This window comes from Gordonia sp. YY1, from assembly GCF_009872315.1.
GTDB lineage: Bacteria > Actinomycetota > Actinomycetes > Mycobacteriales > Mycobacteriaceae > Gordonia > Gordonia amicalis.
The window spans coordinates 128,946-148,991 of sequence record NZ_WXYI01000012.1 but is presented as its reverse complement, the minus strand read 5'-3'; the positions used below and the strand labels follow the sequence as shown (position 1 = coordinate 148,991).

2 protein-coding genes are annotated in these 20,046 nt (G+C 70.2%); both read right to left on the bottom strand.

What is annotated here, in order from left to right; genetic code table 11:
• Positions 1-11,639, bottom strand: an 11,639-nt coding sequence (locus tag BPODLACK_RS16260; RefSeq protein WP_159405691.1) for a non-ribosomal peptide synthetase, incomplete at its 3' end; no start/stop codon positions are given.
• Entirely contained in the window at positions 11,636-19,834 is an 8,199-nt protein-coding gene (locus BPODLACK_RS16255; protein WP_035760412.1) for an amino acid adenylation domain-containing protein, read from the bottom strand. The genes BPODLACK_RS16260 and BPODLACK_RS16255, both read right to left, overlap by 4 nt.
• Positions 19,835-20,046 lie beyond the last annotated feature (212 nt).

Here is a 20,046-nt window from a genome sequence, read left to right as displayed (position 1 = left end):
AACCCCACCCGCTCCGCCACCACCGAACCCACCGAACGACCACCCCACCCCAACCCCACCACCACACCCCGCGACCACGCCTCGACCGTGCCGCGCATCTCCGCGGGCATCGGGTCGAGCGCCGCGAGGCGCGTGGCGGGGTCGTCGGCGAACGCCACGAGGAGATCGACCATGCCGGACGCGATCACCTCGACGACCTCGGCGTCGACGGCAGTCAGATCCGCCTTCACGGTGAGCGACAACTCGTCCCCGTCCGGGGCCGCGATGAGCGCCAGCGGATAGTGGGTCGCGTCGGAGGTGGTGACGTCGCGGATCTCGAGTCCCGAGGTACGCGATCCCTCCAGCACCGTTCCCGTGTCGACGGGATAGGACTCGTAGACGACCAGGGTGTCGAAGAGCGCGGCATGCCCCGTCGCCCGGGTGATCTCGCCCAGGCCGAGGAACTGGTGATCCACCAACCCGGTGCGCGACTCGTGGAGTGCTGTCACGAGATCGGCGACGGTCCGGTCCGGGTCGACGTCCGCGACGACCGGCACGGTGTTGATGAACAGGCCGATCATGGCGTCGGCGCCGTCGAGGTCGGCCGGCCTGCCGGAGACCGTCTCACCGAAGACCACGCGTTGTTCACCGGTCAGACGCGACAGCAGAATCGACCATGCCGCGTGGAGGGCCGTGCTCATCGTGCTGCCGAGCTGGCGGATCCGTTCCTCGACCCGGGCACGTGCGGCCGCATCCAAGCGGGCATCCAGCTCGTACGGACGACGCGTCTCCGGGCGCGAGCGGGCGGCATGGTGGGGGGCCACCAGGGTCGGTGTGGCGTCTGCGAGAGCGTCCTGCCATGCCGCGCGGGCGGCGGCCCGGTCCCGGCGGTCGAGCCACTCGAGGTAGGACTCCATGTCGACGGACGGTGTGACCGGGGGACGGCCGAGATGCGCGGCGAGGAGATCGGCAACGAGGATCGGTCCCGACCACCCGTCGAGGATGATGTGGTGCGCGGTGATCACCACGGTGTGTGCGGGACCGGTGACGCTGCTGTGCGAGATGGCCGTGAATCGGATCAGCGGCGGCGAGTCCAGGTGGAACGCCCTGGTGCGATCTTCTTCGGCGAGTTCGGCGATGCGTACGGCCGCATCCGCGACGTCCGCACCCGTCAGGTCGATGCCGCGGAAGTCCGGGTCCGTCGCCGTGGGGTGATCGGCCGGCGGGATCACCACGACGGGCCGACCGGATGCGGTCTGGGTGAACGCGGATCGCAGGACCCGTTGCCGCGCCAGGAGTTCGCGGATCGCCGGCAGCAGCGCCGTGGGCGAGTGGTGTCCGGCGAACTCGATGATCGACTGTGTCACATAGGGATCGGTGGCAGGTGCGGTCTCGTCCACCGCTGCGGAACCGGCGAGACGTTCGGCCTCGTAGAACAGTCCCTGCTGGAGGGGGGTCGGCGGCCAGATCGCCGGTGCGGTGCGGGACCGCCCGACCGAGTAGCGGTCGACGAGGTCGTCGATCTCCGTCTGGGAGAGTCCACCCCCGATGACGTCGGTCTCGCTGGGGCCGGGGTCTCCGACGGACTCCACGTACGCGGCCAGCGAGGACAGTGCCGCATCCCACCGGGTGGCGAGGTCGTCGAGGTGGTCGCGGCCGAGCACCGCCTCGGGTGCGGTGAGATCGAGCCGAAGCGTGCGTCCCCGCGTCGATGTCACCGTCCCGATGGTCGCGGTGAGTGCGGCGAGTGCCCTCATGTCGCCGCGCGCCGACGGCGGGAGGACCGGGGCGTCGCCGACCGGGAGGAATTCCGTCGCAACCGTGTTCGCAGCCTCGTCCGAACCGGCCAGGGCCCCCAGGTAATTGACGGTCACCGGTGGCAACGGGCGGTCTCGCAGTGGTGACCCGGGACGCAACCAGCGCAGGGCGCCGAAGGCGATGCCGTTGTCCGGCATGCGCTTCTGGCGGTCCTTGAGGTCCTTCAGCATCGTCGCCAGGTCGCGTGCGGATGATGTGCCGGGGTCGGGGATGTCGACGCTCACCGGCACGAAGGAGGTGAACCAGCCGACGGTCTCGCTCAGGTCGGCTCCCGGGGCGACGGACTCCTCCCGACCGTGGTTCTCCAGGAGCATCGACACTTCCGAGGCGCCGTAGCCGAGTCGACCCGCGGCCGACCCGGTGGTGAGGGCGTGGGCGAGAGCCGCGGCGAGCACGGTGTCGGTGCGGGCGCCGAACGCATCGGCCACCCGTAGCACGGTCTCGGTGCGCTCCGGGTCCATGATGTGGGTCGCCGAGACCGTGGTCCGCAACCGGTCACGGACCGGGTCGAGCACCGCTGCGGTACCGACCGGCAGCTGGGCAGTCCACCAGTCGATCTCCTGCTCGCGGTCGGCGAGGCCGGACAACACCTCCGCCCACCGGCGGAACGACGTGCCACGAGCGGAGATGTGCGGATCGTCGCCGTTGCGGAACTGCCACCAGGCGCGGGCCAGCCCGGACACGATCGTCGGCCACGACACCGCGTCGACACCGAGATGATGGATCGCGATCACCAACCGACCGACCGTCTCCCGGCCGTCACCGATCCGCACTCCCACCGCCGAGACGAGACGTCCCCGCGTCGGTGCGAGCGCGCCGAGGGCACGTCGATGTGCCTCTCCCACCGCCTCGTCGAGAGTCGGCGCCCCGGCGCTGTCCGCCGGTCGCGAGTGGTCGACGATCTCGACCACCACGTCGTCGACACTGCCCTCCCCCGCGATCACGACGGGTGCGCCGGCCGCGTCGATCTGCAACGACGCGGTGAGCATCGGGTGCGCCGCCACGACCGCGACGATCACCTCGCGCAGGGCGGATTCGTCGATGTCGGCCGGCAGGGAGAGGACGGTGCTCTGGGAGAAGTCCGCGATGTCGGCGAGGTCATCCGCGAGGTCCAGCATCCAGGCCGCGCCTGGCGTCGGCCCGACGGGACCGACACCGCCGCCGGGCAGTTCGTCGAGGACCGCGTGGGGCTCGTGCCGGGACAGCTGCGCGAGATCGCGGACCGTGGCGGCGCCGAAAACGTCTCTCGGGGTGAGGGTGAAACCCGCGGCACGCATCATCGACGTCAGTCGGATCGACGCGATCGAGTCCCCGCCCAGCGCGAAGAACGAACTGGTCATCGGGACCTGTTCGACGCGGAGGACGGCGCTGACGATCCCCGCCACGACATGTTCGGCGTCGGTGGCGGGCTCGGCGTCGGATTGGTCGTGCACGAGCATGTCGAACTGCGGAGCGGGAAGCGCCTTCCGGTCGAGTTTTCCGGCGCTGCTGAGGGGCGCGTCGGTCAACGCCACCCACAGGGTGGGCCGCATATAGGCGGGCAGGGACCCCGCGACGGCCTCCCGCGCACGGCCGAGGCTTTCCTCGCTCTCGGGTCCGATGAGGTAGCCGACGAGGTGTTCGGCGCCCCCCGGTACCTGGGTCAGGGTCACCGCGGCCTGCCGTACTCCGGAGACGGTCGCGAGCACCGCCTCGATCTCGCCCAACTCGATCCGCTGGCCGCGGAGCTTGACCTGGAAGTCGCTACGGCCCAGGTATTCCAGCTCCCCGGACCGGTTGCGGCGGACCAGGTCGCCGGTGCGGTAGAGCCTGGTCCCCTGCCCGAACGGGTCGGCGACGAAGCGATCGGCGGTCAGATCGGCGCGCGCGGCGTATCCGCGAGCGAGCTGGACTCCGCCGAGATACAGCTCGCCCGCGACACCGGCCGGGACCGGCCGAAGACGGGCATCCAGAACGAAGCTCTGGGTGTTCCAGATCGGCCGCCCGATCGGGACCACCTCGCGGTGGTCACCGAGCGTGGCGGCGGTGACCTCGACGGCGGCCTCGGTGGGACCGAAGAGGTTGTGGATCCGCACGTGAGGCAGCGCGGCACGGACCTCGCCGAGGGTGGCCGGCGCCAGCGCCTCGCCCGAACAGTAGAGATGTCGCAGACTCGGGAGCAGGCCGCCCGCGGTGTGGTCGAGGACTTCGGTGAACACCGCCAGCAGGGACGGGACGAAGTGCACGGTGGTGATGTGTTCGTCGTCGATCAACCGAGCGATGGCGTGCGGGTCGAGGTGTGCGTCATCCGGCGCGATGACCATCCGCGCTCCGGTCATCGGCGGCGTGAACAGCTCCGGCACCGAGACGTCGAAGGTCACCGGCGTCTTCAGCAGGACGCTGCCATCCGGACCGATTCCGAATTCTTCTATGCCCCAGCGCAATCGGTTGAGCACAGCGCGGTGGGTCACCGTGACGCCCTTGGGACGCCCCGTCGACCCGGAGGTGAACAGGGTGTAGGCGGCATGGTCCGCGAGGAGCGGCGCCCGACGCTCGGCATCGGTGACGGGCGTCGTGTCGAGATCCACCGGATTCGTGGAGTCGACCACGATGACCCGGTTCAGGAGGCCGCCGACCACTGTGATGCCCGCGGTGACGAGACCGATCTCCGCTCCCGCGATGTCGATCATGTAGCGGACCCGGTCCGCCGGCGCATCGGTCGCCACCGGGACGTACTGCCCTCCCGCGGCGAGGACGGCGTGGATCGCGATGACCAGCTCGACCGACCGCGGAACGCACACGACGACGCTGTCCTCCGGACCGACGCCGGACGCGATCAGCTCGCGGGCGAGTACCGACACGCGTGCCGCGAACTCCCGGTGTGTGACCGACCGGCCGGCGCAGCGCAGGGCGACCGCGTCCGGTGAGATCCGGGCCCCGGCGTCCGCCGCATCCACCAGCGTCTCGGGTGGCAGGCTCACCGTCTGGCCGATCGCCAGCTCGTACTGGGACCGCTCCTGCGCGTCGGTGAGGATCGGGATGTCCGCAACCGGCACGTCGGGATCGTCTGCCAGAACGGTCAGCGTCGACTGCAGCGCGGTGGCGACCATCTCCGCGGTGTCCTGGTCGAACAGGGCCTCGGCGTAGGTGACCGACCCCGCCAGCGCTCCGCCGGCGTCCTCCCGGGTACCGATCGACAGGTCGAATTTCGCTGTGGTGTCGTCGATCTCGACGAATTCGGCGACGAGGTCCCCCATGGTGGCGGCCGCCATCGCCGGCTCGGCACCGGCCGTGTGTACCAGCATGACCTGGGCGAGCGGCTCGACGTTCTCCGTGCGCGGTGGGTCGACGGCGTCGACGACCCGCTCGAACGGGACCTCGGCGTGATCGAAGGCGGTCACATCGGCGAGCTTGACCCGGTCGAGCAGTGCCCCTCCGGTGAGCTGCGGGTCGACGTCGACGCGCAACACGACGGTGTTGACGAACATGCCGATGAGCTGGTCGAGCGCCCGGTGTCCGCGTCCCGCAACCGGTGTCGCGACGGCGATCTCGGTGGTCGACGTCAGACGTGCGAGCACCGCGGCCACCGCCGCGTGGATCACCATGAAGAGTGTCGCGCGTTGTTCGGAGGCGCGGCGTCGAAGCCCCGCGACCACCGGCGCCGGCAACGACCACCGCACGGTCGCCGCGCGTGTATCGGGCGTGAGGGCACGCGGACGGTCCACCGGCAACGGCAGCACGTCCGGCAGTCCCCGGAGCTGCTGCGTCCAGTAGGACAGCTGGCGCGACATCTCCGAATCCGAGTCGTCTGGTTCGCCCAGTCGATGACGTTGCCACACCGCGTAATCCGCGTACTGCAGCGTCAGCGGGAACCATCGGGGCGCGCGGTCGGTGCGACGCGCGTCGTAGGCCTCGGCCACCTCGCGGGCGAGGATCGGTGCCGACTCGCCGTCGGCGGCGATGTGATGGAGCGCGATCAGGAGAACGTGGTCGACGCCGGAAGAACTGAGGATCCTCGCACGCAGAGGCAGGTCGCGGGTCACGTCGAAGGGCTGCGAGATGGTCGCGGCGATCTCCTCGGCGACCACGCTGTCCGGCTCCGCGACCCCCGAGACGACGGTGTGCCCGACCGGGACGAGGTCGGCGTGATACTCGAGCACGACCTGAAGGGGTTCGGCGGCGTCACCCGAATCGGAGCCCGCCGGGTAGATCGTGCGGAGCACTTCGTGCCGCTCGGCGACGTCGTTGATCGCGCCGTGCATCGCGTCCACGTCGAGTTCGCCGTGAAGTCGTACGACGATGGGGATCACGTATGCGGCGGACCCCGGGTCGAACTGGTTGAGGAACCACATCCGCCGCTGGGCGTAGGACAACGGGACCTGCTCGGGCCGGGGCAGGACACCGGGCACGGGACCCGTTGCGCGGCTGTCGAGTTCGCCGGTGTCGATCGCCGACGCGAGGGCCTCGACCGTCGGCGCGTCGAAGATCACCCGCACCCCGATCTCGACACCGAGTTCGGCGCCGAGCCGTGCGACGACGCGCGTCGCGGACAGCGAGGTGCCGCCGAGGTCGAAGAACGAGTCGAGTGCGGACACGCCCGGTGCGTCGTCGGCGCCGTCCATGCCGAGGACCTCGGCGAAGACCGCGGCGACCGTGCGTTCGGTCGCGGTGCGCGGTTCGACGTGGACGCCGCGGGCGAACTCGGGTGCCGGCAGCGCGGCGCGGTCGAGTTTGCCGGTGGCGGAGAGGGGGATCTCGTCGAGCGGGACGATCGCGGTCGGCACCATGTGCGCGGGCAACTGCCGTGCGGCATGGGCTGCCAGCGCCGACACGTCGATGACCGCACCTTCGCTGTGGTGAACCCACGACACCAGCACGGTCTCGCCCGACGTCGGGTGGGCGACACCGGCGGTGGTCGAGAAGTCGACCGCTGCATGACTTTCCAGCACGGCGTCGATCTCGCCCGTCTCGATCCGGAATCCGCGGATCTTGACCTGGAAGTCGCTGCGACCGAGGAAGTCGAGCTCCCAGCGGCCGTCCCGGCGACGGCGGCGGACGAGGTCACCGGTCCGGTACATCCGCTCGCCCGGTCGCCCGAACGGCGCGGCGACGAACCTCTCTGCGGTCAGGGCGGTGTGGTTCAGGTATCCGGCGGCCAGCGCCGGACCGACGAGGTACAGCTCGCCCGCGACGCCGGGTGGCACCGGATGCAGGCGGGCGTCGAGGACCAGCACACCGACTCCCGCGATCGGTCCGCCGATCGTGACGGGCCCGCCGGGACGCATGGCGCCGGACGCGGTCGACCAGATGGTGGCCTCGGTCGGACCGTACAGGTTGTACATGATGCGTCCGTCCGACCAGGCGCGGACGAGTTCGGGCGAGCAGGAGTCGCCGGCCACGCACACCACGCGGAGATCGGGGAACGCCTCGACGGGAACCGTGGCCAACGCACTCGGTGTGATCGTCATGTGCGAGACGGCCTCGTCGGTGATGACTGCCGCCAGCTCCCGGCCACCGGTGACGCCCGGTGGCACCACGACCAGGGTCGAGGCCGCGGCCACCGCGACCAGGGTCTCGAACACGGAGGCGTCGAACCCCGGTGCGGCGAAACGCAGTACCCGCGACGACGGGCTCAACTCGAAACGCGACCGGGCGTCGGCGACGAGATCGCCGAGCCCGCGGTGCGTCACCGCGACGCCCTTGGGACGACCGGTCGAGCCCGAGGTGAAGATGACGTAGGCCGTGTCGTCCATCCGGACGGACGGCAGCGGATCGTCGGACACGCCCGACCCCGGCGCGCGTCGCGCGCGGTCCGTCAGGTCGAGAAGATCCTCGACGACGAGCCAGGAGGTGCCGACGTCCGGCTCGCTCGGTGCGCCGGCACCGCCGACGGCATCCGCCGCCGCGCACGTCACGCCGAGCGTCGCGGCCAGTGTGCCGGTCATGTACCGGATCCGTTCGGCCGGCTGAGACGGGTCGATCAGTCCGGCCGCCGCCCCGGTCCGGGCGATCGCCCAGAAGGCCACCGTGCCGACCGACGAGCGGGGCACGGCCAGTGCCACGACCGTGCCCGGTCGTGCACCCCGCGACCGGAGTTCCGCGGCGAGCAATCGCGACGCCGCATCGAGTTCGGCGTAGGTCAGCGAGTGTTCACCGTCGGTGACGGCGACACCGTGCGGATGATGGGCCACCGCGGAGTCGAGCAGCGCGGGCAGCGCGACCGCCGAATCCGCGAGGGCCGGAGACCTCACGAGTGCCGGGACGTCGTCGGACTCGCCGGTCGGCAGGTCACCGATCGCGGTCTCCGGTGCGTCGACGACCGACCGCGCGATGGTTTGCAGGCGATGCAGCAGGTCGGCGATGGTGTCCGCGTCGAACAATGCTGTCGCGTAGGTGATCACGACGGGCGTGTCCTCGTCGCGAGGCCGCCCCGGTGGGTCGACGACCGTCACCTGCAGATCCACCTTGGCGGTGGTGACCGGTACCTCGAGCTCGGAGACGATCAGTCCGGGTAGTTCGACGACCGGCCGTTCGGTGTTCTGAAAGGCGAGCGCGACCTGGAACAGCGGCGGGTGCGCGGTGCTGCGGGCGGTCGTGACCTCCTCCACGACCGTTTCGAACGGCACATCGGCGTGATCGAGGGCAGCGATGTCGGTCTCGCGGCAGATCTCGAGAACCGTGGCGAAGTCCGCGTCACGCCGCAACGGGGTGCGCAGCGCGAGCGTGTTCACGAACATCCCGACGAGGCTGTCGAGCTGACGCTCGCCGCGACCTTCCACCGGTGTGCCGATCACCAGATCCGCGCTGCTCCCCGACCGCAGCAGCGTGACCGCGAGAAGCGCGTGGACACACATGAACATGGTCGCGTCGTGCCGGTCGGCGAGTTCGAGCAGGCGGGACCACGTCGCGGCGTCGATCACTGCCGACAGTTCCGCTCCGCTCTCGTCCCGTACGGGCGCGCGCGGACGGTCCAAGGGCAGATCGGTGAGCTCGGGGACGCCGGCGAGCTGTGTCTTCCAGTAGGCGAGCTGACGGGCCGCGAGCGACTCGGGGTCGGCGCTGTCCCCGAGGATCTCGTGATGCCACACCGCATAGTCGACGTACTGGACGGGCAGTGGCGACCATTCCGGGGCACGACCGGCCAACCGGGCCTGGTATGCCTTGACGAAGTCCGCCACGAGCGGCGCCATCGACCCACCGTCGCCGATGATGTGATGGACGACCAGCACCAGCACCCATTCGTCGTCGGCGACCCGGATGAGCCGTGCCCGGACCGGCGCTTCGTTCTCGAGATCGAAACCGCGCGTGACGATGTCGGCGACCGTCGCGGTCACCCCGGGTGAGCCGGTACCGCGCATGTCGATCGGTGGATCCGCCCGGGCGTCGTGCCGCGCGGTATCGGGGCCGTCGATGATCTGTCGGGGAACCCCGTCACCGGCGACGAACCGCGTGCGCAACGTCTCGTGACGGACGATGAGGTCGTCGAGCGCCGCGGCCACGGCCGCTGGATCGACAGGTGTGCCCGGCGCGTCGGCGTCCGAGCGGCCTCGCAGGCGCAGGACGGCCGGGATCAGGTAGGCCGCTCCCCCTGGGTTCATCGTCTCCAGGAACCAGATCCGGCGCTGGGCCGGTGACAGCGGTAACGGCCCGGTGCGGTCCACCGGACGCAGCGGCGGCCGTGCGGGTCCCGGCTCATCGCCGTCGGCGAGTCGCTGGTCGATCACCTCGGCGAGGCCGCGGACCGTGGGCGTCGCGAAGAGGTCGCGCGCGGCCACCGTGGTCCCGAGGTCCTCGGTCGCGCGCGCCGCGACGCGGGTCGCGGTGAGTGAATTGCCGCCGAGGTCGAACAGCGAGGCGGTGACCCCGATCTCGTTCTCCCCGAGGATCTCCGCGACGAGAGCAGCCAGCCGTTCCTCGGTAGGGGTGGCGGGCGGTTCGTCGATCCCCGGGTCGTCGGTGGCGTCCGGTTCGGGCAGGAGCGTGCGGTCGAGTTTCCCGTTGACCGTGAGCGGCAGCGCGTCGAGCCACACGAACAGGGTCGGCACCATGTACTCCGGCAACGCGGCCGCGAGACGGGTCCGGACGGTGGCTTCGTCGGGTCCGTTCCCGGCGGTGGGTACGAGATAACCGACGAGATGTTCGGTGTCTCCGCGCATGCGGATGTCGGCGCCGGCCGCGTCGATGCCGTCGACCGCGGACATCGCCGACTCGACCTCGCCGAGTTCGATACGAAACCCACGCAGCTTCACCTGTCCATCGCGCCGGCCGACGAACTCGATCGATCCGTCCCGGGCGACGCCGATGTCACCGGTTCGGTACATCCGGCTGCCCGGCGGGCCGAACGGGTCGGCGACGTAACGCGTCGCCGTCAGGCCGTGGCGCCGGAGGAAACCCCGGGTCACCTGGACACCCGAGACGTACAGTTCGCCGGGCACACCGTCGGGCAGCGGCGCGAGCCGTGCGTCGAGGACGTGCACGCGGGACCCGAGAAGCGGTTGTCCGATGTCCGATGCCGTTGCGGCGTCGACGAATCCACGCGTGAGTTCGCGCCGCGTCATGTACACCGTCGTCTCCGTCGGCCCGTACATGTTGTTGAGCTGGGGCCCGGGGACGTCGGCTCCCGGCCTGGCCGGCGATCCGTCGGCGGCGCGGTCGGCCTGCCACTTCCGCACATGCTCGTAGTCGAGGAGCTCACCCGAGAAGTGGAGGCGCCGAATCGATTGCGGGAGAACCGAACCGTGCGGCGGCCGGACCGCCGCGGCGAACTGGTAGAAGGACGACGGCGTGAAGTTGACGACCGTGACGCCCTCGCGGTCGAACACCTCGACCACGTCGTCCGGCGCACGCGTGGTGGCGTGGTCGAGCACGACCAGACGGCCCCCGGCGAGGAGCGCCGCCCAGATCTCGCCCACCGACACGTCGAAGGCATACGAGTGGAACATCGACCACACGTCGTCGGGCGTGCTCTCGACCAGCGCGTCGAGCGCGACGAGCAGGGAGATCACGTTGTCGTGGGTGACCACAACGCCTTTCGGCACACCGGTCGATCCGGAGGTGTACATGACGTAGGCACTCGTATGTGCGCCGACCCGATCGGGAAGCGCCACCGGGACCGGTTCGGCCCACGCCGCCAGATCGTCGGGCGTCGAGACCCGGGCAGGCATGTCCGCCCATGCGGCGGCGGTCTCGGGGTCGGCGAGGACGAGTACCGGCGCGGCGTCGTCGACGATCGTTCGCAGCCGCGCGATGGGATGGGTGCGGTCCAGCGGCAGGTAGGCCGCGCCGGTCTTGAGCACCGCGAGCAGTGCGACGACGAGGTCGGCCGACCGTGGCATCGCCACGCCCACCAGCGATTCCGGCCCCGCTCCGGCGGCGGCCAGTGCGCGGGCGAGCCGGTCCGTCCGATCGTCGAGCTCGCGGTAGGTGATCGCCGCGCCGTCGAGATCGGTGAGCGCCACTGCGTCTGCGCGTCGGCGTGCCGACACCCGGAAGAGACCCGGGAGGGACTCGACGTCGCGCGTGCCGAGAACGTCCTCGATCCGCCGTTCGAGGTCGGCGAGGACCTCACCGGCGGTGGCCGCCAGTTGTGCCGGGGTGCTTCCGGTTCGGGGCAACAGCGCCGTGACCGTCGCGCGCACCGCCGGGGCCGGATCCACACCGCGGGCGGCCAGGGTGGTCGCTGCCGCCGTCACCCGTCGGTGCAACTCACGGAAGGTCACGGGCCCCGACGCACCGACCATCGCCTCGGCGTCGGCCGCGTGGGTCGCGGCGAAGGTGAGCCTGCGCAGCACCGTCGGCTGGTGTGTGGACCCCGCGGACGTGCGCGCCCCGACGCTGCGCGATACCGAGGTGTCCGACGTCACGCGGGGTCCGCCCGGTTCCGTCGGGGTTCACCGGTCACCGCATCGGCGCCTACGCACAGTGCGTTCGTCGCCGCGGTGCGGATGCACGCGAACACCTCGTCGATGGTGCGGTCCGCGTCGGCGAGGAGCGTGGTGACCGCGACCGTCAGCGCCTCACCCGGGTCCTCGTCCGGCACGGAGAAGGCCATGGCGACGGAGGTGGCCTCGAGGTCGGCGAAGGTCACCGACGGTGCCCCGGGGATGCCGATCACCGCATCGGGCACCGTCGCGGCGACTGCGGACACGAGCTCGTGGAGCGCCTGCTCCTCGTCGACGACATCCGACGACTGCCTGTCGGCCCAGATGGACAGGTCGCCGACCGGGGTGCCCGGACGGGCCGCGATGTCGTTGAGCAGGTTCCGGTAGCGCTCGACGATCCGTTCGGCACCGGCTCGGTCGAAGAGATCGGTGTCGTAGGCGATCTGGCCACCGAGTGCACCACCCCGATCCACCCCGTCCAGGTCGTCCGGGTACACCATGATCTCCAGATCGACCTTGGCCGCGATCGACGCCGGGGGCCGGACCCGGACGGACAGACCGTCGAGGCTCACCTCCGGGAAGTCGAGGTTCTGGTACGAGAGCATGACCGAGAACAACGGGTTGTGGCGGCCCCGCCGGACCGGTCCCGTCTCGGCGCGGTTCAGGTGGTCGACGATCTGGTCGAAGGCGACGTCGGCATGGGCCAGGTCGGTGACGTCCTCGGTCCGTACGCGTCGCAGAAGCTCGTCGAACGGCTCGTCGAGGCGCAGACGTGTCCGGAGCGGAACCGTGGTCGCGAGCATGCCGACCATCTCGGCCAGGGCGGGATCGTCACGGCCGGCGAACGGCGTCCCGATCACGATGTCCTCGCTTCCGGACAGACGGCCGATGAGGACCGCGAGCGCCGCGTGCATCACCACGAACTGCGTCGTGTTGTTCACACGCGCGAGATGTTTGAGAACCGTTGCGGTTTCGGGCGGGATGCTCAGATCGACGACACCTCCGCGGTGCCGGGGTTCGGTGGGCCGCGGCCGGTCCGTCGGGATCACCGCCGGTTCCCGTACCGACCCGAGGCGTCGTTCCCAGTACTCGAGTTGAGCCCGTTCCTCGGTGAGCCCACCGGGCGCCTCGGCCGCCAGCCGCTCGGCATGCCAGATCGCGTAGTCGGCGTACTGCACCCGCGGTGCGTTCACGACCGCCGTCCACGGTCCTGCCTGCCCACTGATCCGGGCACGGTAGGCCGTGGTCAGGTCGCGGGCCAAGGGCCGCAACGAACCCCCGTCGGCGTTGATGTGATGCACCACGAAGACGAGGAGGTGGCGGTCGGACGCCAGTCGCAGGATCACCGCCCGGATCGCGTTGGGGCCGGTCAGGTCGAAGCCCGGTTCGACGACGGCGGCGATCTCCTCCCCGACGCGGTCGGGGGTGGTGTCGACGAGGGCGACCCGGAATCCGCGGAGAGCATCAGCGGCCGGGATGATGACCTGAACCGGCCGCCCCTCGTGCAGCGGGTACCGCGTCCGGAGCGACTCGTGACGGGCGATCACGTCGCCGAGTGCCCCCGTCAGGGCCGGGATGTCGAGGGGCCCATCGAGTTCGAGGGTGAACCCGACGTTGTACGCCGACGACGACGGGTCGATCTGGTTGAGTGACCACAGTCCGCGCTGCACACCCGTGAGGTCGACCATGTGCGGCCGTTCCCGCGGTGTCAGGACACGTCCCGCCCCGACGGACTCGACGGTGTTCAGTGCGGCGACGAAACTCGCGACCGTCGGGTTCTCGAACAGCAGGGCGAGCGGCACCCGCCGGTCGACGTGCTGTTCGACCCGGTAGGTCACCTTGGTCGCCGACAGCGAACTGCCTCCGAGTTCGAAGAATCCGTCGTGCACGCTGACCGTCTGGAGTCCGAGGACATCGGCGAAGATCTGCGCCACTGCCGCCTCCAGACGGCTTCGGGGAGCGACGTATTCGCGAGCGGGTGAGATCTCGACGGCCGGCAGCGCACGGCGGTCGACCTTGCCGGTGCGGGTGACCGGGAACTCCTCGAGCACCTGGACGGTGTGCGGGACGAGATGTGCCGGCAGGTGGGCGACCGCGTGGTCGACGATCTGCTCGGGCGCCGGACTGCGGCCCGGCCGGCCGGTCACGTAGGACACCAGGACCGTGTCGCCGGCCGGCGTGGGCATCCCCACACTCACCGAGTGCTCGACGTCGGGGTGGGTGACGAGCACTGCGTCGACCTCCCCCGGCTCGACCCGCATGCCACGGATCTTGATCTGGAAGTCGTTGCGGCCGTGATAGATCAGCTCGCCCTCGGGTGTCCATGAGACGAGATCACCGGTGCGGTACATCCGTGTGCCGGCACCGAACGGGTCGGCGACGAACCGGCCCGCGGACAGCCCGGCGCGTCCGTGGTAGCCCCGTCCGAGCGCACGTCCGGCGAGGTAGAGCTCGCCGACGACGCCGGGCGGCACCGGTCGCAGACCCGGGTCGAGAACCCGTGCTCCGACGCCGGAGATGGGGCACCCGATGGTTACCGGCTCCGTTGCGCGCAACGGTCGGGACGCGGTCGCCCAGATCGTGGTCTCCGTGGGACCGTACAGGTTCAGCAGGCGTCGGCCATCGGCATCCCACCGAGCGACCAGTTCCGGCGGGCACTCCTCCCCCGCCACCATGATCGTCTCGACGTCCGGGACCGACGCCGGATCGATCGTCGCCAGAGCTGTCGGCGTGGCCACGGCGTGCGTGACCCGATGCCGTGCGATGACGTCCTCGAGTTCGGGTCCGGCGAACACGTCCGGCGGGCTGATCACCAGTTCCGCTCCCGCACAGATCGCGAGGATGATCTCCCAGACGGCGACGTCGAAACCCGGTGCGGCGAGCTGCAGTACACGGGACGCCGGCGTGGCCCCGAGCCGGGCCTGCTGTTCGGCGACCATCTCCGCCAGCCCCGCGTGGGTGACCGCGGCCGCCTTCGGACGTCCCGTCGATCCGGATGTGAAGAGCAGGTACGCGAGATCGTCGACACGGGTGCGACGCGTCCGGTCCGCGTCGGTGACCGGATGGTCGCGGCGACCGGCGATGTTCAGTTCCACCTCGAGGTCGTCGAGCAACCACTCCTCGACACCGAGGTCACGGACACCCGGATCACGCTGCTGCGGTGCGGCATCCGGTTCCGCGGCCCGGTCGGCGGCGACCACCGAGTCGACGGTGATCACCAGGGCGGCATCGCTGTCGGCGAGCATCGCCGCGCGGCGCTGTACCGGCAACCGCGCGTCGATGATGACGAACGCGGCCCCGCTCATGGCCACCCCGAGCATCGTGAGCACCATCCGGGGCGACCTGGGGATGCTGACGGCGACCACGTCTCCCGGCCCCAGTCCGCGGTCGGCGAGGACACGGGCGATCTGATGCGTCACGGTGGCCACTTCGGCCCAGGTCAGTCGTGCGGTACCGTTCGTGGCCTCACCAGTGAGGGCGACCGCGGCGGGGTCGGCAGTGGCGAATCCCCGGGCGATGAGCTCCGCGAGGGTCGTCTCCGGACGGGTGCCGCGGCGTGGTGCGGCGAGCTCCCGCAGCGCGTCGGGTTCGAGCAGATCGATCGCGGCCAGGACACGATCGGGCCCCGACACCATCTGGCTGAGCACCCGCCGCAGCCGGGACGCCACATCGTGGACCGTGCTCTCGTCGAAGAGATCGGTGGCGTAGGCGAATTCGACGACATAGTCGTCCGAACGCTCGGTCACCGAGACGGTGACGTCGTACTTCGCCGACGGAACCCGCGCATCGAGCAGTTCCGCCGACCCCGTCCAGTGCGACAGGTCGGTCAACTGGTCGGGCTGCACGCTCAACGCGACCTGGAACAGCGGCGAATGCGACGGCGACCGTTGCGGCGCGATGGCGTCGACGACGCGCTCGAAGGGCACGTCGGCATGACTCATGGCCCGAGCGCAACGGCGATGTGCCCCGGTGACCAGATCCCGCACGGTGTCACCGGGCCGCAGCGCGGTGCGCAGGACCACGGTGTTGACGAACATGCCGACCAGATCGGCGACGGCCGGATCGTCACGCCCGGCAACCGCGGTGCCGATGCTCACGTCGTCCGCCGCGGCGAGCCTGCCCAGCGTGAGGGCCAGCGCGGACTGGAAGACCGCGAACGGGGTGACGGCCAGCGTGGTCGCCAGCCGGCGGAGGTCGGCGGACAGCTCTGCGTCCAGGGTGACGTCGAGGTGGGCTCCCGCACTGGACATCACCCGCGGGCGCGGTCGGTCGGTGGGCAACTGGAGCAGATCGGGTGCGCCGTCCAGTTCGGTACGCCAGAACTCGAGACCGTCGACCAGCGCCGGTGAGGGTTGTTCAGGCGTGCCCAGGATCTCGGCGCGTTCGACGGCGATGTCGGCGTACTGCATCGGCAGCGGGGTGAACTCGGGGGACTCGCCGGCACGCCTGCTCTCGTAGGCGGTCATCAGATCCCGGAGCAACGGCCGCAACGAGTGTCCGTCGGCGGCGATGTGATGCAGCACGAGCACCACGACGTCGCCGCGGGGGTCCCCGGTGATCAGCCGGCACCGGAACGGGATCTCTTCTGCCAGGTCGAATCCCACGTCGGTGATGGCGGCGATCGCCGCTTCGAGCGGTTCCGCGGCGGAAGCCTCCCGGCGTCCCTCCGTGCTGATCCGGACAGGTTCGGAATCGAGTACGGCGCCGGCGGACGCGGTGTCGAGGATGCGTTGTTCGGGTTCGCCGTCGACGGCCGGGAACACGGTACGCAGGATCTCGTGCCGGTCGAGGACGTCGAGCGCCGCTCGACGCAGCACCGCGGGGTCCACCGCGTGGGTGAGCCGCAGCGCGCCGGACATGTTGTAGGTCGCCTCGGCGGGTGACATCCGGTTGATGAACCACAACCGGGTCTGTGCCTGGGACAACGGTATCCGTGCCGGGCGTGGCCGGTGTCGACGCTCCGTGGACACGGGCGGGGTGTCCGAGACGACGGCGCGGGATGCGAGATCGGCGAGGTCGTCGCTGTCGAAGACGTCGGTCAGGGCGATCGTCAGACCGTGCCCGATCCGGGCCCGGGACACCATGCGTGCCGCGAGGATCGAGTCAGCACCCAGGGCGAAGAGGTTGTCGGACAGGCTGATCCGTTCTCGGCCCAACGCCTGGGCGACGAGGGAGACGATCGCCTTCTCGGCCGGTGTCCGCGCCTCGCGGAATTCCTTGGGGCCGGCTGTCAGGTCCGGGGCGGGCAACGACGACTGATCCAGCTTTCCGGAGCGGGTCGTCGGGAAGGCGACGAGGAACACCACTGCGAGCGGCACCATGTGGCCGGGGAGCCGTCGGCGACAGAACGCGCGCACGGCATCCGCGTCGGGAGTGTCGGGGGTTTTCCGAAGATACGCCACGAGCACCGGTGCCGGTCCGAGATCTCGCCGAGCCACCACGACGACCGCGTCGACGCCGGGCATCGAGGCGATCACCGACTCGACCTCGCCGAGTTCCACCCGCTGTCCGCGGATCTTCACCTGATGGTCGCCACGTCCCAGGTATTCGAGCTCTCCGTCCCGCGTCCATCTCACGAGGTCACCGGTTCGATACATCCGGCCGCCGGGCGCCCCCAGCGGGTCGGCCACGAAACGTGCCGCGGTCTGCGCCATCGCCCCGAGGTATCCGCTCGCGAGCTGCGGACCGACGAGGCACAGCTCTCCGGCCACTCCGGCCGGGACCGGCCGCAGGCGGCGGTCCAGTACCCGCACGACGGTGCCGGCCACGGGTCGTCCGATGGGCACGACGGTGTCGTCGGCGGTCACCCGGTGCGAGGTGACGTCGATCGCGGCCTCGGTGGGACCGTAGAGATTGACCAGGTCCGCAGAGGAGCTCTGAACGAGACGACGGGCCAGTTGCGCCGGCAGTGCCTCACCCGACGTGAAGACCCAGCGCACCCGGTCGGGCAACGGCTTCGGTGCCCCGGATCCCTCGCCGCTCTGGCCGACCACGTCGAGGTAGGCGTCGAGCATCGACGGGACGAAATGGACCACGGTGACCCCGGCGTCGTCGATGAGAGCGCGCAGATAGGTCGGGTCCCGGTGGCCGCCCGGTTCGGCGATCACCAACCGCGCTCCGGTCCGCAAGGGCCACAACAGCTCCCACACCGACACGTCGAAGGTCGCGGGGGTCTTGTAGAGCACCGCGTCGCCGGTGCCGAGCGGATGGTCACGCTGCATCCACGCGAGCCGGTGCCCGATGGCCGCGTGGTCGACCTCGACACCTTTGGGCACACCGGTCGAACCGGATGTGAAGATCACATACGCGGGCTGATGTGGCCACAGCGGCCCGTAGAGCGGTGGCGTCTCGGCCCGGCGCTCGGACGCAGCGGTCGCGTCGATCCCACGGTCGGCGAGGAACGCGGCGTCCACGGTGAGCGCCGGCCGGACGATCGCCGCGATCGCGTGGCGCCGTTCCTCCGGTTCGGACGGATCGACCGGGACGTAGACGGCCCCGAGACCGATTGCCGCATAGATCGAACACACCTGCTCCGGGGACCGTTCGAGGGCGACGATCACCCGGTCCCCCGGGCCGATCCCCTCGGCCGCGAAGAGCCGTGCGAATTCTCCGACGGCCCTTGACATCTCGACATAGGTCAGAGTCGAGTCCCCGAAGACGACCGCGACCGCCTCGGGTGTGGCGGCGACCTGTCGTACGAAGGGCGCCAGGATGTGTTCGTCGGCGATGTCGACCGCCGGGCCGCCATCACCGAGGTCCTCGACCGTCGTCCGCTCACCGGGTAGGAGCAGGTCCAGCTCGGCCACCGGATGCCCCGGGGAGTCGACGAACTGCTCGAGCACATGCAGCAGACGCGCCCGGTGCATGCGCAACTCGTCGGAGTCGTACAACGCCGGATTGGCGTGGAGGCCCACCTCGAGCGGCGCCTCGGGGCCTGCGGCGAAGACGTTCATCACCAGGTCCTCGACGAGTCCGGCAGACAGCATGTGATAGCTGACGCGCGTTCCGTCGATCTCGATCGGCTTGTCGAAGAGCAGGAGGTTGACGAGCGGACCGAAGGATGTGCCCGTGGTGTCTCCGAACCCCGCTGCGGCGCGGATGTCCTCGGAGCGGTAACGCTGATGCCGGAGAACCGCGGTGATCTCGGAGGTGACCGCGGTTACGACGTCCGCACAGGTCACCGCTCCCACGCCGTCGACGCGCAGCGGCAGCATGTTGGAGACCATGCCCATCGACTGTTTGATCCGGGCGGTCGTGCGCGCCGTCACCGGCAGACTCAGCACGATGTCGTCGGCGCCCGACATCCGGGCGAGAAAGGCGGCGAACGCCGCGGTGAGCACCGCGGCGACGGAGGCATCGAGTTCCCGGGCGCAACGCCGCAACCGGCGGTCGAGATCGGCGCCGAGCATCCCGGCCGCGACCACGGTCTCGTTGTGGATGCCGACGGTCGCCGGGTGGGTGGCCAGCGACACCCGCTCGGGCAATCCGGCCGCGCGTTCCGCCCAGAACGCACGGTCCCTGTCGTGGCGCGTGCTCTGGCGATAGGCGGCATCGTCGGCGATCACCTCGGCGAGAGTCGCCCGGCGCGGTGGGACGCGCGTCTCGGCCGCGACGGCGGCGTTGTAGCGCGCCACCGCCTCGTGAAGGCAGACGAGTGCGCCATAGCCGTCGAAGGCGACGTGGTGGCCCCTCATGTACCAATAGGTGCGGTTGTCCGCCACCCGGATGAAGGCCGCGAATCCGACCTGATCGGTCAGCAGGTTGACCGGACGCTCATGGTCCGCACGCATCCACTCGTCGGCGGCCGCGAGGGGGTCGGGCCGGTCCCGAAGGTCCACCTCGAGCACGTCGAAGGGCACCGACTCGTCGATGTACTGCATCGGCGTGCCGTCCACGTCGGTGATCCGGGTGTAGGCGGTCTGCAGCTCCCGCGAACCCTCGATGACGCCACGACGGAACAACTCCCGGTCGAATGGGCGCCCGTCGTCGACGATGTCGAGGTAATGCGCGATGGTGACCGAGTGGTCGTCGTCGAGGTTCTCGGCGAACCACATGGCACGTTGAGCCGCCGTGAGATGGAGCAGGTCGACCCCCGTCGTACCGCTGCGCCCTCCCCGGCGCTCCTCCCCGTGCCCACCTTGTGGGCTCCCCTCATCGAGGGGTGATTTTTCATCCATACCTCGTCCGACACAGTCTTCGGCGAAATGGTCGTTCAACGGCGCCGCTGACCCGTCCCCCGAGGCGTTCGCCGAACAGCCACGAATCATACGCTTTACATCTCTTTTGAGATCGAAAGTGATACAGCGCATCTCGGCTCCACATGACGCTCCCTACGCTGCCGCGAACTAGTGTGACTGGTGGGACCACGGAAGTCCCACGGAGCCACTTC